This window comes from Paraburkholderia azotifigens, assembly GCF_007995085.1.
Classification (GTDB): Bacteria; Pseudomonadota; Gammaproteobacteria; order Burkholderiales; family Burkholderiaceae; genus Paraburkholderia; species Paraburkholderia azotifigens.
Genome location: NZ_VOQS01000003.1, coordinates 2231115 through 2246760, shown reverse-complemented (window position 1 = coordinate 2246760; position 15646 = coordinate 2231115). Strand labels below are relative to the sequence as shown.

At 65.0% G+C, this 15646-nt stretch carries 20 protein-coding genes and 1 riboswitch; of the genes, 10 read left to right on the top strand and 10 right to left on the bottom strand.

What is annotated here, in order from left to right; all coding sequences use genetic code 11:
- The first annotated feature begins 17 nt into the window (after positions 1-17).
- Complete coding sequence (locus FRZ40_RS27330; RefSeq protein WP_147236202.1) at positions 18-404, top strand: 2Fe-2S iron-sulfur cluster-binding protein; 387 nt, start codon at positions 18-20, stop codon at positions 402-404.
- Between the two features lie 10 nt (positions 405-414).
- Here FRZ40_RS27330 and FRZ40_RS27325 read toward each other — a convergent pair whose 3' ends face one another.
- The 3 genes from FRZ40_RS27325 to FRZ40_RS27315 all read right to left on the bottom strand — a co-directional run bounded on the left by FRZ40_RS27325 (position 415) and on the right by FRZ40_RS27315 (position 2387).
- Complete coding sequence (locus FRZ40_RS27325) at positions 415-612, bottom strand: DUF1653 domain-containing protein (protein WP_147236201.1); 198 nt, start codon at positions 610-612, stop codon at positions 415-417.
- A gap of 73 nt (positions 613-685) precedes the next feature.
- Positions 686-1345: a helix-turn-helix transcriptional regulator gene (locus tag FRZ40_RS27320; protein ID WP_420873884.1), complete on the bottom strand. Its 660-nt coding sequence runs from the start codon at positions 1343-1345 to the stop codon at positions 686-688.
- A gap of 76 nt (positions 1346-1421) precedes the next feature.
- Positions 1422-2387, bottom strand: coding sequence for an ornithine cyclodeaminase family protein (locus tag FRZ40_RS27315; protein WP_147236200.1), 966 nt, complete (start codon positions 2385-2387; stop codon positions 1422-1424).
- Positions 2388-2727: 340 nt separating this feature from the next.
- On the opposite strand from FRZ40_RS27315, the gene FRZ40_RS27310 reads away from it, so the two are divergent.
- Both FRZ40_RS27310 and FRZ40_RS27305 read left to right on the top strand, forming a co-directional pair.
- Complete coding sequence (locus tag FRZ40_RS27310) at positions 2728-3507, top strand: ABC transporter substrate-binding protein (RefSeq protein ID WP_028364750.1); 780 nt, start codon at positions 2728-2730, stop codon at positions 3505-3507.
- Between the two features lie 128 nt (positions 3508-3635).
- The gene (locus FRZ40_RS27305; protein WP_147236199.1) at positions 3636-4880 is read left to right on the top strand and encodes an NAD(P)/FAD-dependent oxidoreductase; all 1245 of its coding nucleotides are present in this window, start codon (positions 3636-3638) and stop codon (positions 4878-4880) included.
- 18 nt (positions 4881-4898) lie between these two features.
- On the opposite strand, the gene FRZ40_RS27300 is transcribed toward FRZ40_RS27305, so the two are convergent.
- Positions 4899-6452, bottom strand: a complete 1554-nt coding sequence (locus tag FRZ40_RS27300; RefSeq protein ID WP_147236198.1) for a methyl-accepting chemotaxis protein — start codon at positions 6450-6452, stop codon at positions 4899-4901.
- Positions 6453-6607: 155 nt separating this feature from the next.
- Positions 6608-7558, bottom strand: a complete 951-nt coding sequence (locus tag FRZ40_RS27295; protein WP_147236810.1) for an AEC family transporter — start codon at positions 7556-7558, stop codon at positions 6608-6610.
- 106 nt (positions 7559-7664) lie between these two features.
- Here FRZ40_RS27295 and FRZ40_RS27290 point away from each other — a divergent pair, with 106 nt between their 5' ends.
- Positions 7665-8534: a LysR family transcriptional regulator gene (locus FRZ40_RS27290; RefSeq protein WP_147236197.1), complete on the top strand. Its 870-nt coding sequence runs from the start codon at positions 7665-7667 to the stop codon at positions 8532-8534.
- Positions 8535-8585: 51 nt separating this feature from the next.
- Here the strand turns inward: FRZ40_RS27290 and FRZ40_RS27285 are convergent, their stop codons facing one another.
- Together FRZ40_RS27285 and FRZ40_RS27280 are read right to left on the bottom strand one after the other, a co-directional pair.
- On the bottom strand, positions 8586-9353 hold the full coding sequence (locus FRZ40_RS27285) for a CbtA family protein (RefSeq protein ID WP_028364755.1): 768 nt from the start codon (positions 9351-9353) through the stop codon (positions 8586-8588).
- Positions 9354-9374: 21 nt separating this feature from the next.
- The gene (locus FRZ40_RS27280; protein WP_028364756.1) at positions 9375-9599 is read right to left on the bottom strand and encodes a CbtB domain-containing protein; all 225 of its coding nucleotides are present in this window, start codon (positions 9597-9599) and stop codon (positions 9375-9377) included.
- Positions 9600-9644: 45 nt separating this feature from the next.
- A riboswitch (cobalamin riboswitch) is annotated at positions 9645-9799 on the bottom strand.
- A gap of 57 nt (positions 9800-9856) precedes the next feature.
- Between FRZ40_RS27280 and FRZ40_RS27275 the strand changes: the two genes are divergently transcribed.
- A complete protein-coding gene (locus FRZ40_RS27275; protein WP_147236196.1) occupies positions 9857-10438 on the top strand; it encodes a histidine phosphatase family protein in 582 nt (193 codons plus the stop codon).
- A gap of 12 nt (positions 10439-10450) precedes the next feature.
- Here FRZ40_RS27275 and FRZ40_RS27270 read toward each other — a convergent pair whose 3' ends face one another.
- Entirely contained in the window at positions 10451-10864 is a 414-nt protein-coding gene (locus FRZ40_RS27270) for a hypothetical protein (protein ID WP_147236195.1), read from the bottom strand.
- 195 nt (positions 10865-11059) lie between these two features.
- On the opposite strand from FRZ40_RS27270, the gene FRZ40_RS27265 reads away from it, so the two are divergent.
- A complete protein-coding gene (locus FRZ40_RS27265; protein WP_028364759.1) occupies positions 11060-11278 on the top strand; it encodes a hypothetical protein in 219 nt (72 codons plus the stop codon).
- A gap of 175 nt (positions 11279-11453) precedes the next feature.
- On the opposite strand, the gene FRZ40_RS27260 is transcribed toward FRZ40_RS27265, so the two are convergent.
- Positions 11454-11702, bottom strand: a complete 249-nt coding sequence (locus tag FRZ40_RS27260; RefSeq protein ID WP_147236194.1) for a hypothetical protein — start codon at positions 11700-11702, stop codon at positions 11454-11456.
- A 95-nt stretch (positions 11703-11797) separates the two neighbouring features.
- Between FRZ40_RS27260 and FRZ40_RS27255 the strand changes: the two genes are divergently transcribed.
- Together FRZ40_RS27255 and infA are read left to right on the top strand one after the other, a co-directional pair.
- Positions 11798-12082: a hypothetical protein gene (locus tag FRZ40_RS27255; RefSeq protein ID WP_028364760.1), complete on the top strand. Its 285-nt coding sequence runs from the start codon at positions 11798-11800 to the stop codon at positions 12080-12082.
- A 125-nt stretch (positions 12083-12207) separates the two neighbouring features.
- Complete coding sequence (infA, locus tag FRZ40_RS27250) at positions 12208-12471, top strand: translation initiation factor IF-1 (protein WP_028364761.1); 264 nt, start codon at positions 12208-12210, stop codon at positions 12469-12471.
- 168 nt (positions 12472-12639) lie between these two features.
- On the opposite strand, the gene FRZ40_RS27245 is transcribed toward infA, so the two are convergent.
- Entirely contained in the window at positions 12640-13347 is a 708-nt protein-coding gene (locus tag FRZ40_RS27245) for a GntR family transcriptional regulator (protein WP_147236193.1), read from the bottom strand.
- Between the two features lie 171 nt (positions 13348-13518).
- Between FRZ40_RS27245 and FRZ40_RS27240 the strand changes: the two genes are divergently transcribed.
- Together FRZ40_RS27240 and FRZ40_RS27235 are read left to right on the top strand one after the other, a co-directional pair.
- The gene (locus FRZ40_RS27240) at positions 13519-14778 is read left to right on the top strand and encodes a cyanate transporter (protein WP_147236192.1); all 1260 of its coding nucleotides are present in this window, start codon (positions 13519-13521) and stop codon (positions 14776-14778) included.
- A gap of 291 nt (positions 14779-15069) precedes the next feature.
- Complete coding sequence (locus FRZ40_RS27235) at positions 15070-15645, top strand: ANTAR domain-containing response regulator (protein ID WP_028364764.1); 576 nt, start codon at positions 15070-15072, stop codon at positions 15643-15645.
- Position 15646: the final 1 nt, after the last annotated feature.

Here is a 15646-nt window from a genome sequence, read left to right as displayed (position 1 = left end):
TCCGTTGTATTGGCGCGATGTCCCGCGAAGAACAGTCCGGCAGCGAACCGCTGCATCCGTCGCTAGAAGATGAACATGAAGCGCAGACCTACACGGTCCGCGTCGAGCCGCTCGGCCGCACGTTCGATGCGCCCGGCTCGCTCACCGTGCTCGAAGCCGCGGGTTTCGCGAATCTGCATCTGCCGCGCATGTGCCGCAACGGTACGTGCCGCACGTGCCTGTGCCGCCTGGAATCAGGCAGCGTGCGATATACGGTCGAATGGCCCGGCGTGAGCGCCGAAGAAAAAGCGGAAGGCTATATCCTGCCGTGCGTGGCCGTCGCGCAAAGCGATCTGGTGATCGACGCGCCCGATGCCGCAGATCTCCCTTCCGCGCCGGCAGCGCCGCCCGTCAGGCGCTTCTAGTTGACGGGCGCTAGTTGATCGGCGCGAAACGCTGCACGGTCTGGCCTTCGTGCTCGATCAGCTCGAAGAACACCGACGCGGGCCGCGTCCAGATCGTGCCGTTATCGGCGCGATAGACGATCATCGTGACGCTCGGATCCGATTCGAGCGTCGCCTCGCAGATCAGCTCGTAAATGCCGCCTTTGTAGTGTCGATAGCGTACTGTCACAGTGATTTCCTCGAAGAAAGCCTGAACGGACGAAGCAGCGCGGGCCGCGCGCTGCCGTACGCCTTCGTACGCGTCAGCTCGCCCCCTCTTTCATCTGCTTCAGATGCTTATAAACGGTTGCGCGCCCCATGCCAAGCACGTTCGCGACATAGTTCGCCGAGCTCTTGCCGCGAAACGCACCTTCCGCGTAGAGCGCTTCGACCAGTTCGCGCCGATGCTCGCGCGTGAGCCCGTTCAGGCCGATCTGCCGCTCGCGCAGCCAGCCGTGCAGGAACGTGTTGATGCGTTCCTGCCAGTCGTCGCGGAACAGTTCCTCCGGCTGCGCGACCACGCCCGCACCCTTGATGAACAGATCGAGCGTCGAGCGCACGTCCTCGAACACGGCGATATTGAAGTTGATGCACAGCATGCCCGCCGCCTGGCCGTTGTCGTCGAACAGCACATTGCTCACGCAGCGCATCCGGCGGCCGTCCCAGTTGAGCTTCTCATAAGGACCGATCACGCGCTCGCGCGCCGAATGCTCGGTTTCTTCGAGCGCGGAATCGTCGCCGATCTCGCGCTTCGACAGATTGTTCGCGAGATACAGCACCGTCTGGTCGTGCAGGTCGTGAATCACGACTTCCGCATACGGAAAAAACAGCGCGGCGATGCCGTCCGCGATGGGCGCGTAGCGGGTCAGCAGCAGATCCTTGACGGGGGATGTTTTTTCTTGCGCATCGGCGGACAGAGGCAATCTTCGCGAGTGTCTTCGTGATGCCGCGGCGCGCCTCTCATGCCCGGCGCGCCGCGGCGGCTGACCGACATTGTAGCTATTGTGCCTCGCGCGGACGACCCGTCAGATGGCGATACAGCTCGTCTGCAATCGCGACGTCTTCGAGGCCGAGACCGATCGAACGAAAGAACGCATGCCGCTCGTACCCGGGCTTCGCGCAGGTGCCCGCCAGCAGCGACGGCAAATCGCCTTTCACGCTCTCCGGCGACCAGCCGTGCTGCGCGGCGAGCTTCATCTCGCCGGCGCTCGCGGGCGTCGTCGCTCGATAGTCGCAATACACGTCCAGCTCCGACAGCCACGCCGGATCGATTTCATGCGCGTTGGCGGCGTTCGTGCTGATCGACGTCACGAGCGCGGGCTTCGTCAACGCGCCGCGCGGCAGCACGGGCGTGCCCGACGACGTGCACAGCATCACGACGTCCGCGTCCTGCACGCAGGCTTCGACGCTTTCGCTGACTTCGGCGCGCGCGTCGGCGGAACGCACGGCGGCGCGCTTCGCGTCGTTGGCGGCGAGATCGGGCGAATACACGCGGATCGACTCCCACGCGCGCAGCGGCGCGACGTGCCGCAGATGCGCAAGCCCGACAGCGCCCGCGCCGACCACGGCAAGCCGCTTCGCATCCTCGCGCGCGAGCTGGTCGACGGCAAGCGCCGTCGTGCCCGCCGTGCGTTCGGTCGTGAGCAGGCCCGCGTCGCACCACATCAGCGGCTGGCCTGTTTCCATCGACATCAGCGCCGTCCACGCGGTGATGACAGGCTTGCCGCCCGTCACGATATACGGCGAGAGCTTCGCGCCGAACACCTTCGCACCGCCGAGCGCGCCGAGATACGCGATGAAATCGCCGGCGCCGTTCGGGAACAGCGTCAGCGTCTGCGGCGGCTGCACCGCCTCGGCGGATGCGAGCGAGCGGAACATCGCGGTCAGCGCGCGGCGCACGTCGAGCGCGGGCAGCGCTTCGCGGACGGCCTGTTCGTCGACGGCGAGTGGCAAGGCGGTTTTCATCGGATTCATCTCCTGAGCTGGCGCGGCACGCGCCTGTTGCTGTCCATGTTCGATCGCCGATGGCTCACGATCGATTCGTAGACTAATAGTCTACTTGAGACTTTCACAATTTGGACAGAAAAGTCTCGTTCTGGACGCAGGCGCCGTCGCGCAAGATCGCCTTCCAGGCAGGCTATTTGCGGCTTTCAGCCATGCAGCGCAAGGCTCGCAACCCGTGAAGCCCGTATTTTTGAACACTGGACTATCGTATTCCCTATAGTCCATACTGGACTTTCAGTCTATATTTCATCTGCGCCGCCGCTCGCTGCGCGTGGTCCGATCATCAACGACAGGAACCGTCATGAACCTGAAGCTCTCCTTCGCTGCCGCCGTCCTCGCGATGACGGCAGGCGCCGCCTGCGCGCAATCGTCCGACACACTGCGCTTCGGCATCGAAGCCGCCTATCCTCCGTTCGAAAGCAAGAGCGCGTCGGGCCAGCTCGAAGGCTTCGATATCGACGTGGGCAACGCCGTTTGCGCGAAGCTGAAGATGAAGTGCGTGTGGGTCGAGAACGCGTTCGACGGCCTGATCCCCGCGCTGCAGGCGCGCAAGTTCGACGTGATCAATTCGGCGATGAACATCACGTCGAAGCGCAAGGAAAGCATTGCGTTCACGCCGCCTATTTACATCGTGCCTATCGTGATGATCGCGAAACACGGCTCGGGCCTGAAGCCGGACGTGAAGAGCCTGCAAGGCAAGCACGTCGGCGTGTTGCAAGGCTCGTCGCAGGAAGACTTCCTGAAGAAGCACTGGGCGAATGCGGGCGTGCAGGTCGAGTCGTATCAGGACCAGGATCAGGTCTACGCGGACCTCGTCGCAGGGCGGCTCGACGCCGCCGTACAGGAAGCGCAGACGGCCAGTGACGGCTTCCTGAACAAGCCGGCGGGCGCGGGGTTCGAGATCGTCGGCGAGCCGCTGAAAGATCCGTCGACGCTCGGCGAAGGCACGGGCTTCGGTCTGCGCAAGGGCGACAAGGCGTTGCAGGCGAAGGTCGACGGCGCGTTGGCCGAGCTCAAGAAAGACGGCACGCTGACGTCGCTCTCGCAGAAATACTTCAAGCGCGACATCATCGCGAAGTGATAGGCTGCTGAGCCGGAACTGGCCACTTCCCGGTCGTTCCCGTTCGATGCGCGAGCGCGTGGCGACACGCGCTCGTTGCGCTTCTGGCTCCCCCTTCGCGAGCCATCTCAAGGACAACACTGACTGCTATGGATTTCGACGTCATCGTGCTGGGCGCGGGCATCGTCGGCGTGTCGTCGGCGCTGCATCTGCAGGATCGCGGACAGCGCGTCGCGCTCGTCGACCGGCGCGCGCCCGGCGAGGAAACGAGCTTCGGCAATGCGGGCCTGATCGAGCGTTCGTCGATCGTGCCGTACGGCTTTCCGCGCAAGCTCGGCACGCTGCTGCGCTACGCGCGCAACCAGTCGACCGATCTCTACTGGGACTACAAGGCGTTGCCCGCCTACGCGACGTGGCTCGCGCGCTTCTGGTGGGAATCGTCGCCGCAGCGCCTCGCGGCCGCCGCGCGCGACATGATGCCGTTGATCGGCGCGTGCGTCGACGAGCACGACCGGCTCATCGCGCGCGCGGGCATCGGCCATCTCGTGCACGACGGCGGCTGGATCGAAGCGTTCCGCACGCGCGTCACGTTCGAACATGAAGCGAAGGCTTCCGAAGCTGCCGTTCGCGAGCACGGACTGCACGTGAGCGTGCTCGACAGCGCCGCGCTGCGCGCGCGGGAACCGGGCGTGGGCGACGACATCTGCGGCGCGATTCACTGGAAAGATCCGAAAAGCGTGATGAATCCCGGCGCGCTGGTCAAAGGCTATGCGCATCTGTTCGAAGCGCAAGGCGGCACGTTCGTCCACGGCGACGCAACGAGCCTGCGTCAGTCGGGCGACGCGTGGACAGTCGAGACGCAGCAAGGCACGCTCAGCGCGAAGCAGGTCGTGCTGGCGCTCGGACCGTGGTCCGATACCGTGTTCGAACCGCTCGGCTACCGGATTCCGCTGCGCGCGAAGCGCGGCTATCACATGCATTACCGGCCAGCGCGGCAGATGCTGTCGGTGCCCATCGTCGATACGGAACGCGGCTACGTGGTCGCGCCGATGGAAGGCAACCGGCTGCGCGTGACGACGGGCGTCGAGATCGCGGAGCGCGGCGCGCCGCCGACGGGCATCCAGCTCGAACGGGTCGAGCCGGTCGCGCGCGCGACGTTCGGGCTGGGGGAGCGCGTCGATGCCGAGCCGTGGCTCGGGATGCGGCCGTGCACGCCCGATATGAGGCCGGTGATTGGACGGGCGCCGCGCCATCGCGGGTTGTGGTTCGCGTTTGGCCACAATCATCACGGGCTGACGCTTGGGCCGGTCACCGGGCGGCTGCTGGCGGAGATGATGACGGGGGAGACTCCCTTTACCGATCCGCGCGCTTATCGGGTGGAGAGGTTCGGGTGAATTGGGGAGACGCGCGCCTCACCCCACCACCCCCTCCACCCTGAACGCCGCCGTCAGCACACTCAAGCGCTGCGCCTCATCGGCCAGCGACGCCGCCGTCGCCGCATTCTCCTCGACGAGCGCCGCATTCTGCTGCGTCACCTCATCCATCTGCGTGACGGCGAGGCTCACTTCCTTGATGCCGTCGCTCTGCTGCTGCGACGCCGTCGCGATCTCGCCGACGATCTTCGCGACGCGCGAAATCGACGATTCGATTTCGCGAATCGTGTCGCCCGCGCCCGTCGCGATCTGCGCGCCGTGCGCCACGCGCGCGGTCGAATCCGCGATCAGCCCGCCGATTTCCTTCGCCGCCGCAGCCGAGCGCTGCGCAAGGCTGCGCACCTCGCCCGCGACGACGGCGAAGCCGCGCCCTTCCTCGCCCGCCCGCGCCGCCTCGACGGCCGCGTTCAGCGCGAGGATGTTGGTCTGAAACGCGATGCCTTCGATCGCCGTGATGATGCCCGTCATCTTCGACGACCCCGCGTCGATCGCATGCATCGTCTCGACCAGACTGCCGACGGCTTCGCGCCCGCGCGCCGTCATCGACGATGCATCCTCGGCGAGCCGGCTCGCATGCTGCGCGTTCTCGGCGTTCAGCTGAACCGTCGAGGTCAATTCGTCCATCGCGGCCGCCGTCTGCTCGAGTGACGCCGCCTGCTCTTCCGTCCGCTGCGACAGGTCGAGATTGCCCGCCGCGATCTGCTGCGTCGCCGCCGCGATCGAATCGGAGCCTTTGCGCACCGTCTGGATCGTCGCGCCGAGCTTGTCCTGCATCGACGCGAGGCCGTGCAGCAGCGTGCCCATCTCGTCTTCGGAACGGATCTCCACCCGCGTGCGCAACTCGCCCGCCGCGATCGCGTCGAACTGGCCGAGGGCATCGCGCATCGGCGACATGATCGCGCGGCGCAGCGCGCGCCAGCTGAGAAACGCGACGCCCAATCCGACGACGATGCTCGCGACGCACGCCGTCAGCAGTGTCCTGAACGTCGAGGTGGAGCGGTCGGCCGCCTCCTGCGCCGCATCGTCGAGATATTTCTCGAGCGAGCCCTGGCTCGCGTTCATCGCCGAATACAGGCCGATCAGATGATTCGCGCGGCTCTCGTCCATCCAGCTCGTGTCGCCGCTGCCGATCGCCTGGATCAGCTGGTCGATGCCGTCACGCAAAACGGCCGTGCGTTTCGCGTCGAGGTCGTCGGTCAGACGCTGAAGTTCGGGTGTCTTCGGCAGCGCGCGGAACTCGGCCCAACCCTTGTCGGAATCGCCGAGCAGCCGCTTCGCGCGGTTCAGCTGCTCGCCGAGTTGCGGCGAATGCGGATTGCTCATCGCCCAGTCGAGGCCGAAGCGCGCCCGCGACATCGCCGTGCCCGAACGCCCCAACGCCACCACGGACGTGAAGTTGACCTCGTACGCATTGCGCTGCGCGCGGTTGCTTTCGGCCATGCCGACAATGCCGAGCGCGCCCGTCGCGATCAGCAGCACGCCGAGAAACGCGATCGTCGTCGCAATCCGGGCGTTGATGGTCAACTTCTTCATGTTGTCTGGTCTCACTCACGGTTTATATTGTTCCATATATAAAACATATTTCCTTATATGGAACTTTTGTCGAGTGTAAGACGAAAAAAATGAGCAGACCACTGCTCATTGGGATGCGCGTTGCGAGACCGCGACAACGGATGGGCGGACGCCCGTCACCCCGGTGCGTGCATGTAGAACAGCAGCAGCGACAGCGTCACGAGCGATCCGAGCGTCGACAGCAGAATGGTCTGCGACGTGATCCGTGCCTCGCGACGATAGAACTCGGCGAGCATGTAGGGGCCCGTGCCCGTCGGCAGCGCGGCGAGCAGCACGGCCATGTCGACCATCGGCGCCGGCAGCCCGAAGACACGCGCCGCGACCCACCACGCGAGCGCCGGCTGCGCGATCAGCTTGATGGCCGTCAGCACGAACGACGTGAGCGATTCGCCGCCCTCATCTCTCACGGGACGCTTTTCCGCCAGAAAGAGCCCAAGACTCACCAGCGCGCACGGACTCGCCGCGCCGCTCAGCAGCTTCAGGAACGTCTCGGCGCTCTGCGGCAGCGTCATATGCACGCTCGCCGCCAGCACGCCGAGGATCGGCGAAGCGATCAGCGGATTCTTCAACAGCCGCCACGCCACCTTCGCGCCGAGCTTGTGCGGCGTGCGCTCCGTCTGCAAGCCGATTTCGATCAGCACGATCGCGAGCGCGAACAGCACGCAGGCGACGAGAATCGTCGCAATGGTGGTCGGCGTGAGGCTGGCCTTGCCGAACGCCAGCAGCCCGAGCGGAAAGCCGATGTAGCCCGTGTTCGGATACGAGGCCGCGATCGCGTCGACGCTGGCATCGGCGAGATGCCGTCCGCTCGCGACGCGCACCAGCAGCACGGCGACGAACACGCCCGCGCAGGCAATCGAGAAGGTGATGATGAAGGCCGGCTGGTCGAGCTGCTGCCAGCTTGAATGGGCCATTGTGTCGAACAGCAGCGCGGGCAGCGCGAGCCACACGACAAAACGGTTGAGTTCGGAAGCGGCCGCCCGTCCGAGCAGATCGCGGCGGCGGCACAAAAAGCCCGCGAAGATCAGCGCGAAGACGGGCAGCAGGATTTCGAGCGTGGACAGCATGAGATTGCGGCGGCAAGCACGGAAGAAGACCGAAACGCGCAGCGTAAGCGTTTGCATCTATACAATCCAATGCTGAATAAAACCCTCGACAATACCTTTTTGCATCATGCTCGACGTCAAGCCCCTCCGCTACTTCGTCACGCTCGCCGAATCCCGGCATTTCGGCCGGGCTGCCGCGCGCCTGAACCTGTCGCAGCCGCCGCTGAGCCGGCAACTGGCTGCGCTGGAGGCGTCGCTGGGCGTCACACTAATCGAGCGCAGTCCGCGCAGCGTCACGCTCACGGCAGCCGGCGAGCGCTTCTATGAGGACGCGAAAGCGATCCTCGCGTCGATCGAGCAGGCGGCGAAGAATGCGCGTGCGGCGTCTGTCGGCGACAGCGGGCAACTGAACATCGGCTTTACGATGTGCGCCGCGTACAGCGTGCTGCCTGCGTACGCGCGCGCGTATGGCGACGCGTACCCCGACGTGACGCTGAACCTGCGCGAAGTGGTATCGAACGATCTGGCGTCGCAAGTGCTGAGCGGACAGATCGACGCCGCAATCATGTTCCCCGGTGCGCCCAGCAAGAGCCTCGACACGCGCGCGATCTTCACGGAGCCGCTGTGCGTCGCGCTGTCGCGCGATCATGCCCTCGCCCGCGCGCGCCAGCTGAACGTCGCGCAACTCGCGCACGAACCGTTCGTGATGGCGTCGGAAGCCGTGTCGCCGAGTCTGCGCGCGACCATCGTCGATCATTGCGCGCAAGGCGGCTTCGCGCCCGACGTGCGCTTCGAAGTGCAGTTACAGCAGACGGTGCTGAGTCTCGTCGATGAAGGCGTCGGCATCGCGCTCGTGCCGAAGTCGATGAGCAAGGCGCAACTGGCGGGCGTCGTGTTCAGGCCGCTCGCGAACGCGCCGACGATCTCGCAGATGCTGGTGTGGTTGCCGTCGAACCGCAATCCGTGTCTGGCGCGGTTTCTGGAAATGGCGAACTGAAAAGACGAAGACGCGCACCCGCGCAATGATGCGCAGGCGCGCAGAGAAGCGTTACAGATAGGCTGACTTGCGCGCTGCCGTATTCGATGCACGCGCGATGCGTTCGCTGCGCTCGACCAGCGCGCCGAACAGCAGACCGATGACGGCCCACATGATCGCCTGCATGCCGAGCGCCGTTACGCGGAACTTCCACAGCACGACGGCCGGGAAACCTTCGGGCACTTCGTTGACCGTCGGCAGCGCGATCTGGATCGCGGCGATGATCGCGACGAACACGATGCCGCCCGCAATCGACGCATTCCACAAGCCGAGACGCGGCATCAGGTGCTTGCGCACTTTCATCGAAAACACGGCAACGACGAGCGACGTGACGATCATCAGGAAGAACAGCCCGGTGCGCATGCCGATCGTGTCGGGATCGCCGACGGAAGGCGGATTCGCCGGATATTTGATGGTCGGCGCCAGCACGACGGCGACGTATGCGCCGAGCGCGAGCCATGCGGACAACGCACGGGCGCTGAGCTTGCCGACGCGCCCGTGCAGATACGCGAAGGTCAGCGCGAACAGGCCGCCGAACGCCATGCCATACGCGACGACGCCCGTCAGCAGTCCGAGACCCGCCTGCGTGCCGCGGCTGACGAGTTCTTCCTCGTGATCGTGACCGCCCGCGTCGCCCTGTTCGTGCATGGCGTGCATCTTTTCTTCGAACGAGATCGCCGTATCGACCAGCGGTTCACCCGCCACGCGCGCGAACGCGAACGTCAGCAAGCCCGCGACGATGCCTGCGAGCATGCCTCGCATCAGCAACTTACCAACCATGGTGATGACTCCCTTACGCGATCAGTGGCAAGGAAAGCCGAGCAGGTGGCGGCCGTCGTGCACGAATTCATGCACGTACATGCCGGAAAACAGCGAGGTAGCGCCTTGCTCCGCGCCGACGAAATACAGCGCGAGCAACATCAGCAGACCGCCGAAGATGACCCAGGGCAGCAGTTCGCGCAGCGGGATCGGCGTGATAGCGGGTTGATCGGTCTGACGGGCGTGGTTCAGAGCGGTGTCGTTCATGACGGATATCTCCTGGGGGTAACGCGCCCCGATAGTCGATTGATGAGGGAAGTCGAAGCTTGGGTCTGGCTTCCGGCTTGTGTCCTGCATGTTTGCGTACGCATTGACTGCCGATTACAGTGGCGCGACCGCGCCGGGCTTGCACCGGCTTCCGCGCTTCGAGTGGCGCCTATTCTACGCGCTAAACTGCGAGACGCTCCCGCTTTCTTCCCGCTTTGCTCCCCCTTTGTCCACATCGTTCCGACAATGAGCCGCCGATGCGCACACGTCTGTTGTTGATCAGCCACCCGGCGACGGCCGCGCAACGCAAAGGCGCCTTCCCCGACGACGATCCACTCGATGCACGCGCTCTAGAAGAAGCCGAGGCGTTTCGTGCGTCGAACGCGCATCTGCTGGAGGCCAGTCTTGCGCTGAGCAGCCCCGCTGCCTGCGCGCTGACCACGGCGCAGGCGCTCGGATTCGCGCCGCATACCGTGTCCGTGCCTGCGCTCGCCGAGATGGACTACGGGCGCTGGCGAGGCCGCCGCCTGATCGAACTCGCCGACGAAGAGCCCGAGGCGCTCGCCGCATGGACACGCGATCCGTCGGCCGCACCGCATGGCGGCGAATCGTTCGATGCGCTGACGCTGCGCGTCGGCGACTGGGCCGATGCGTTCGAGCATCGCGGCGACGCGGTCGCCGTGACGCACGCGAGCGTGATTCGCGCGGCCCTGATGCATGTGTTGCAGATGCCGCCCGCTGCCTTCGCGCGGATCGAAGTGCCGCCGCTCGCCGTCGTCGAACTGCGGCGCGGCGAGCGCGGCTGGACATGGTGGCCCGCGCATCATCGTCAGGCCTGATCGTCATGACGGTCAGAACGCCGGACACGACAGCACCTGCTGCGGATTGAGTGTCGTACCCGGCATGCCGTCGGCGGCAGGCGAGCCCTGCGCCGGCGTGGCGATCAGGCGCACTGCGTCCGTGCCCGCATTCGCCAGCACGTAACGTTCGGGCCGGCCTTGCGGCTGCCAGTACGCGCGATAGATGCCGCCATCCATCGTCACATGCAGCGTGCCGCGCACGGTCCTGCCGCCCGCGATGAAATCGACGGGCTCACCGTCACGCAGTGCAAAGCCGCTCGCGACCGGCACGCCCGATGCGCCCGACGCACGCGATGCACCCCCGCCCGCTCCCGACAGCACACCGCACGACGCGTCGCCCGTTGCCGCGATCGCCAGTTGCGCGACGGTCCATAACGCGAGGGGCGCAATCGTTCTGAATGTCATGAAGTGCCTCGTATCGGTTGGAACTGGCAGGACGCATACGCCTTGCAAAACGCGCGTTGCAAAGCGCATACCCAACACGGCGCGCGACCGGAAACGCCAATAAGGCAGCGCGAATTTTGACCGCGTGGCAGCGCGCTTTTTGATGTGCGATAAGAGTCAGGTCTTTCACAAGCGTTCACCGAAAAGAGGCAACCGATGGCTACGCTCGAAGCGTTTCGTTCCGTGCTCGACGACGCACGCACGCCCGAGATCATTCGCAATCACATCATCGATTCGCTGCAATACGCGCTGCGCAATCACGGCCAGATTTTTACGTCGAAGGAAGTCGAATGGCTGGCGCAATGGGACGACGCGCGCATCCCGCTCGCCGCCTCGCGCGAACTGCAAAAACGGATGACGCAAACAACGGAATAAGCGCCCGAAGCCAACATGCTCTGTCGCTATCTTCGAAGACGGCGTGCTGCGCGCAAGCGGCCACGCGAAAGTTTCTGCTACACAGAACCCTGTTTTTAGGGCATAATATGAAGCACGCAGCGTTCTGCCAGCATCGTCCGGCATCTTCTTAACCGCGACGCGTCAACGTCTTTCGTCAGTTTCCGTTTTCACCGCGTTGCATTAATTGCGTTACGTCCCAGCCGTCCCGTCGCCGCGCAACAGCATGCAGCGGTAACCCGGCGGTCTTCGTCACTTCGGCCACGCGCTGCGCGCTTGAACCCGACCGGGTGACACTTGCTACGTTCGGTGCCTGCGCGGCATCAGCGTATTTATCTCCATCCGTTCCGCGTTGTTCGCGGCCGTGTTCGAGCCTACGCATTGGGCTCGCACCAAACTTTTTCATTGCGGTGCGCCCCACGGTGCTGCGCCGCCTGCTGCCCATTCGCTGAGCCTGCGCGATGCAGAGCGTGTCGGCAGCACGCATGACAGGATTTGCATATGACTCAAGGCATCAAGACGTACAAAGGCTACGAAATTCATCCGCTCGTTTATCCGCGACGCACGGCGAGCGGCGTGACTCACCGCAATTCGATCGACAGCGGCTACGATGCATCCGTACGCATCTGCCGCGTCGGCGCAAATCCTTCCGCCGACGGACGCGTATTCCGCTTCGCGTACTTCCGTCCGTTCGAAGGCGCGGGGAAGGCGCGCATGGCGTGCATCGAGCATGCATCGCAAGTGATCGACGGCCGCGTGGACGGGCAAACCGTATCCGATCTCTGACGGACACGCCTCACGAGGCGCGCTTCAACGTTTCAACCGTATCGCCGCAGCAGCGTTCGCGCTGCCGCGCAAGACATGCTGCGCGCCGCGCGCGGCACCCTTCCCTCATCGACCAGGAGTAGTGCATGGCGAAAGAAGAACTCATTGAACTGGACGGCATCGTCGACGAAGTACTGCCCGACAGCCGCTACCGCGTGACGCTCGATAACGGCGTCGTCGTGGGCGCGTACGCATCGGGCCGCATGCGCAAGAATCACATCCGTATCCTCGCGGGCGACCGCGTCACGCTCGAACTGTCGGTCTACGACCTGACCAAAGGGCGCATCAACTTCCGTCACAAGGACGAACGCAGCAGCGGCCCGCGCAGCGCGCCGATGCGCCGCCGCTGACGTAGCGGCAAGCAGGAGAAGCAGCAGCGTCTCGCACTCATTCAGGCGGGACGCGAGAAACGAATCGGCACAATGCCGCCCGTCATGCGGCACACGCAATAAGAAGCAACAAGCGCAACAGCGGCAACAGACGCGGCATGTGCAACGCATGCCGCCCGCTTCGTCTCATCATCCCCGAAAGACCGCACCGAGATCGTCGCTCGCGCCGGATTGCATACGCGTGACGACACGCTCTTCCAGTTCCGCGAGATGCGTGCGCATTGCTTCGAGCGCGGCATTCAGATCGCCTGCGTCGAGCGCTTCGATCAATTGCGCATGTTCGTCGGCGGAGCACGTCGTGCCTTTCGACGGATCGTAAAGCGCCTTGTACAGTTCCGTCTTCGCAACCAGTTGCGCGACGAAACCCTGCAACTCCGCGCCGCCCGCGATCTGCGTCAGCAGCACATGAAAGTGCCCGGCGAGCCGCACCTGCTCGTCGACGCGCTCACTCTTCAGCGCCTTCTTCTCGCTGGCGACATGCGCCTTCAGCGCGCGCCTGTCCTGCGCCGACAGCGCGCCGCACAGCGCCGTGACGATACCCGCCTCGACGATCTGCCGCGCGCGATAAACCTCCCGCACGTCCTCCTCCGACGGCGACGGCACGAACGCGCCGCGATTCGCTTCCAGCACGAGCTTGCCTTCGAAGCCGAGCCGCGCGAGCACCTTGCGCAGCGCGCCGCGCGTGCAGCCGAACGCGGCCGCGAGATCGCGTTCGACGAGCTGCGCGCCCGGGCGCAGGCGGCCTTCGAGCAGCGCCGTAGTGATCGACGCGTAAATGCGGTCCTCGACGTTGTCTTCGTCTGTGGCGGGCGGTGTTGTGGTTGGGCGTGTGGCCATGTTTGACGAGTGAGATTCGATGCAGGCGGCCGTATTTTAGCGACCGCCGCGTCTGGCTGCATCCAGTGCAAGCGTCGGCATGCAAATAGGCGACATAGCAGATCACACCAAAATGGTTAACCATTTTACGTTATTATGGTTAACCATTCAGACTCACCCGCAGGTGTTCCAGTGAACCAGACTCCCGGCATCGACACTTCTTCGCGCGTGACGCGCGCCACGACATCGGCGGCGCTGACATGGAAGGACGGGCTCTGGCTCGCGGCGATCGTCGCGATCGGCATCAATCTGCGGCCGCTGCTCACATCCATCAGTCCGCTGATGGCGACGATCCGCGCGGCTACGGGCCTCAGCTTTTCGGGCGCCTCGCTGCTGACGAGCCTGCCCGTCGTCGCGATGGGATTCGGCGCATTCGGCGCGGGTTTGCTGACGCGCGTGGTCGGCGAAACGCGCGGGGTCGCACTGGGCTTGCTGGCGATCGCCGCCGCGTGCGGTGCGCGCCTCGCCGCATCGAGCGGCATGGCGATGCTGTTGACGGCGCTCGTCGCAGGCATCGGCGTTGCCGGCATCCAGGCGCTGCTCCCCGGCGTGATGAAGCAGCGCTTTCACGCGCGCGTGCCGCTCGCGATGGGTCTGTTCTCGGCGTCGATCATGGGCGGTGGCGGTCTCGGCGCAAGCCTCAGCCCGTATGTCGCCAAGGCATTCGACTCATGGCATGCGGGACTGGCGATGTGGGCCGTGCCGGCGGCGCTCGCATGCGCATGCTGGCTCGCGTTGCAGCGCGCTGCGTCTTCGTCTCACGATACCGCTCACGCTGGCGTCCATGCTCCTCACGCGCAGCACGTCGCGATCTGGCGCAAGCGTCGCGCGTGGGCGCTCGGCGTGCACTTCGGGCTCGTCAACGGCGGCTACACGACACTCGTCGCGTGGCTGCCCGCCTACTATCAGCAGCGCGGCGCGAGCGTCGCGCACAGCGGCTCGCTGCTCGCGGCAATGACTGTCTTCCAGGCCGCGTCGGCGTTGCTGCTGCCGCTTGCGGCGGCGTCGTTCCGCGACCGCCGCCCCTGGCTCGTGGCGGGACTGTCCGCGCAATTCATCGGCATCGTCGGGCTGCTCGCCTCGCCCGATGCGGCGCCGCTCGCGTGGGTCGCGATCGCTGGCGCGGGCCTTGGCGGCACGTTTTCGCTGACGCTCGTGACCTCGCTCGATCATGCGGACGATCATCGCATCGCCGGACGACTTGTCGCCTTCGTGCAGGGCGTCGGCTTCATCATCGCGGCAATCTCGCCCGTCGTTGCAGGACGTTTGCGCGATCTCACGGGCAGCTTCACAACTGCGTGGATCATGCTCGCCGTGTGCATCGCCGCGATGATTGCGCTGACCTTCGCGTTTTCTCCCCGCAGTTACGCGCACTGGCTCGGCGTGCGATAAAGCTCGGCAATGAGCCACGCGTCATTCGCGCGCATTGTGCGTCGGCTCGCGCCATTCCGGTGCAATGAATCGTTCCCCCGCACTGCCGCGGTGCAATAGACGTGCAGGCCGATGAGCGCTCGACCGCCACGCAGACAACGCAATACGGATTGCAGCCCGATGGCATGCAAGTTGCAGAGTACGGACACGTAGTTGCAATGACTGCCGCCGTTCCTTCGTGGACGACTGGCGGAACCCCGCAATCCGACGAATGAATCTGCGTAATTCCGACTCCCTCATGCCGGGCAATCCATGCTGCGCGTATTGCTCGTAACCGACACCGACAAGCCCATTGGCGAGTTGCGCGGTACGCTCGCGCGGCTCGGCTATGACATGCTCGCCGCGACGGCGTCGCCGCAAGCGTTGCACGAGACCGTCGAGAGCGAACGGCCCGACGTCGTGATCATCGACACCGAATCGCCGTCGCGCGACACGCTCGAGCAGCTCGCCGTGATGAACGCGACAGCGCCGCGTCCCGTGCTGATGTTCAGCAACGATGCGAACCAGCAGCTGATACGCGACGCCGTCGGCGCGGGCGTGACGGCCTATCTCGTCGAAGGTCTGGCGACGGAACGGCTGGCACCGATACTCGAAGTCGCGCTTGCGCGTTTCGCACAAGAGTCGCAATTGCGTGAGCGGCTTGCGCAGGTCGAGAACGAGCTTGCCGAGCGCAAGCTGATCGACCGTGCGAAGCGCATGCTGATGGATTCGCAAAAGATGACCGAACACGCCGCCTACGCGATGATGCGCAAGCGCGCGATGAACCAGGGCGTGAAGCTCGCCGATGTCGCGCGCCAGATCGTCGCCGCCGCCGACTTGCCAGATTGAT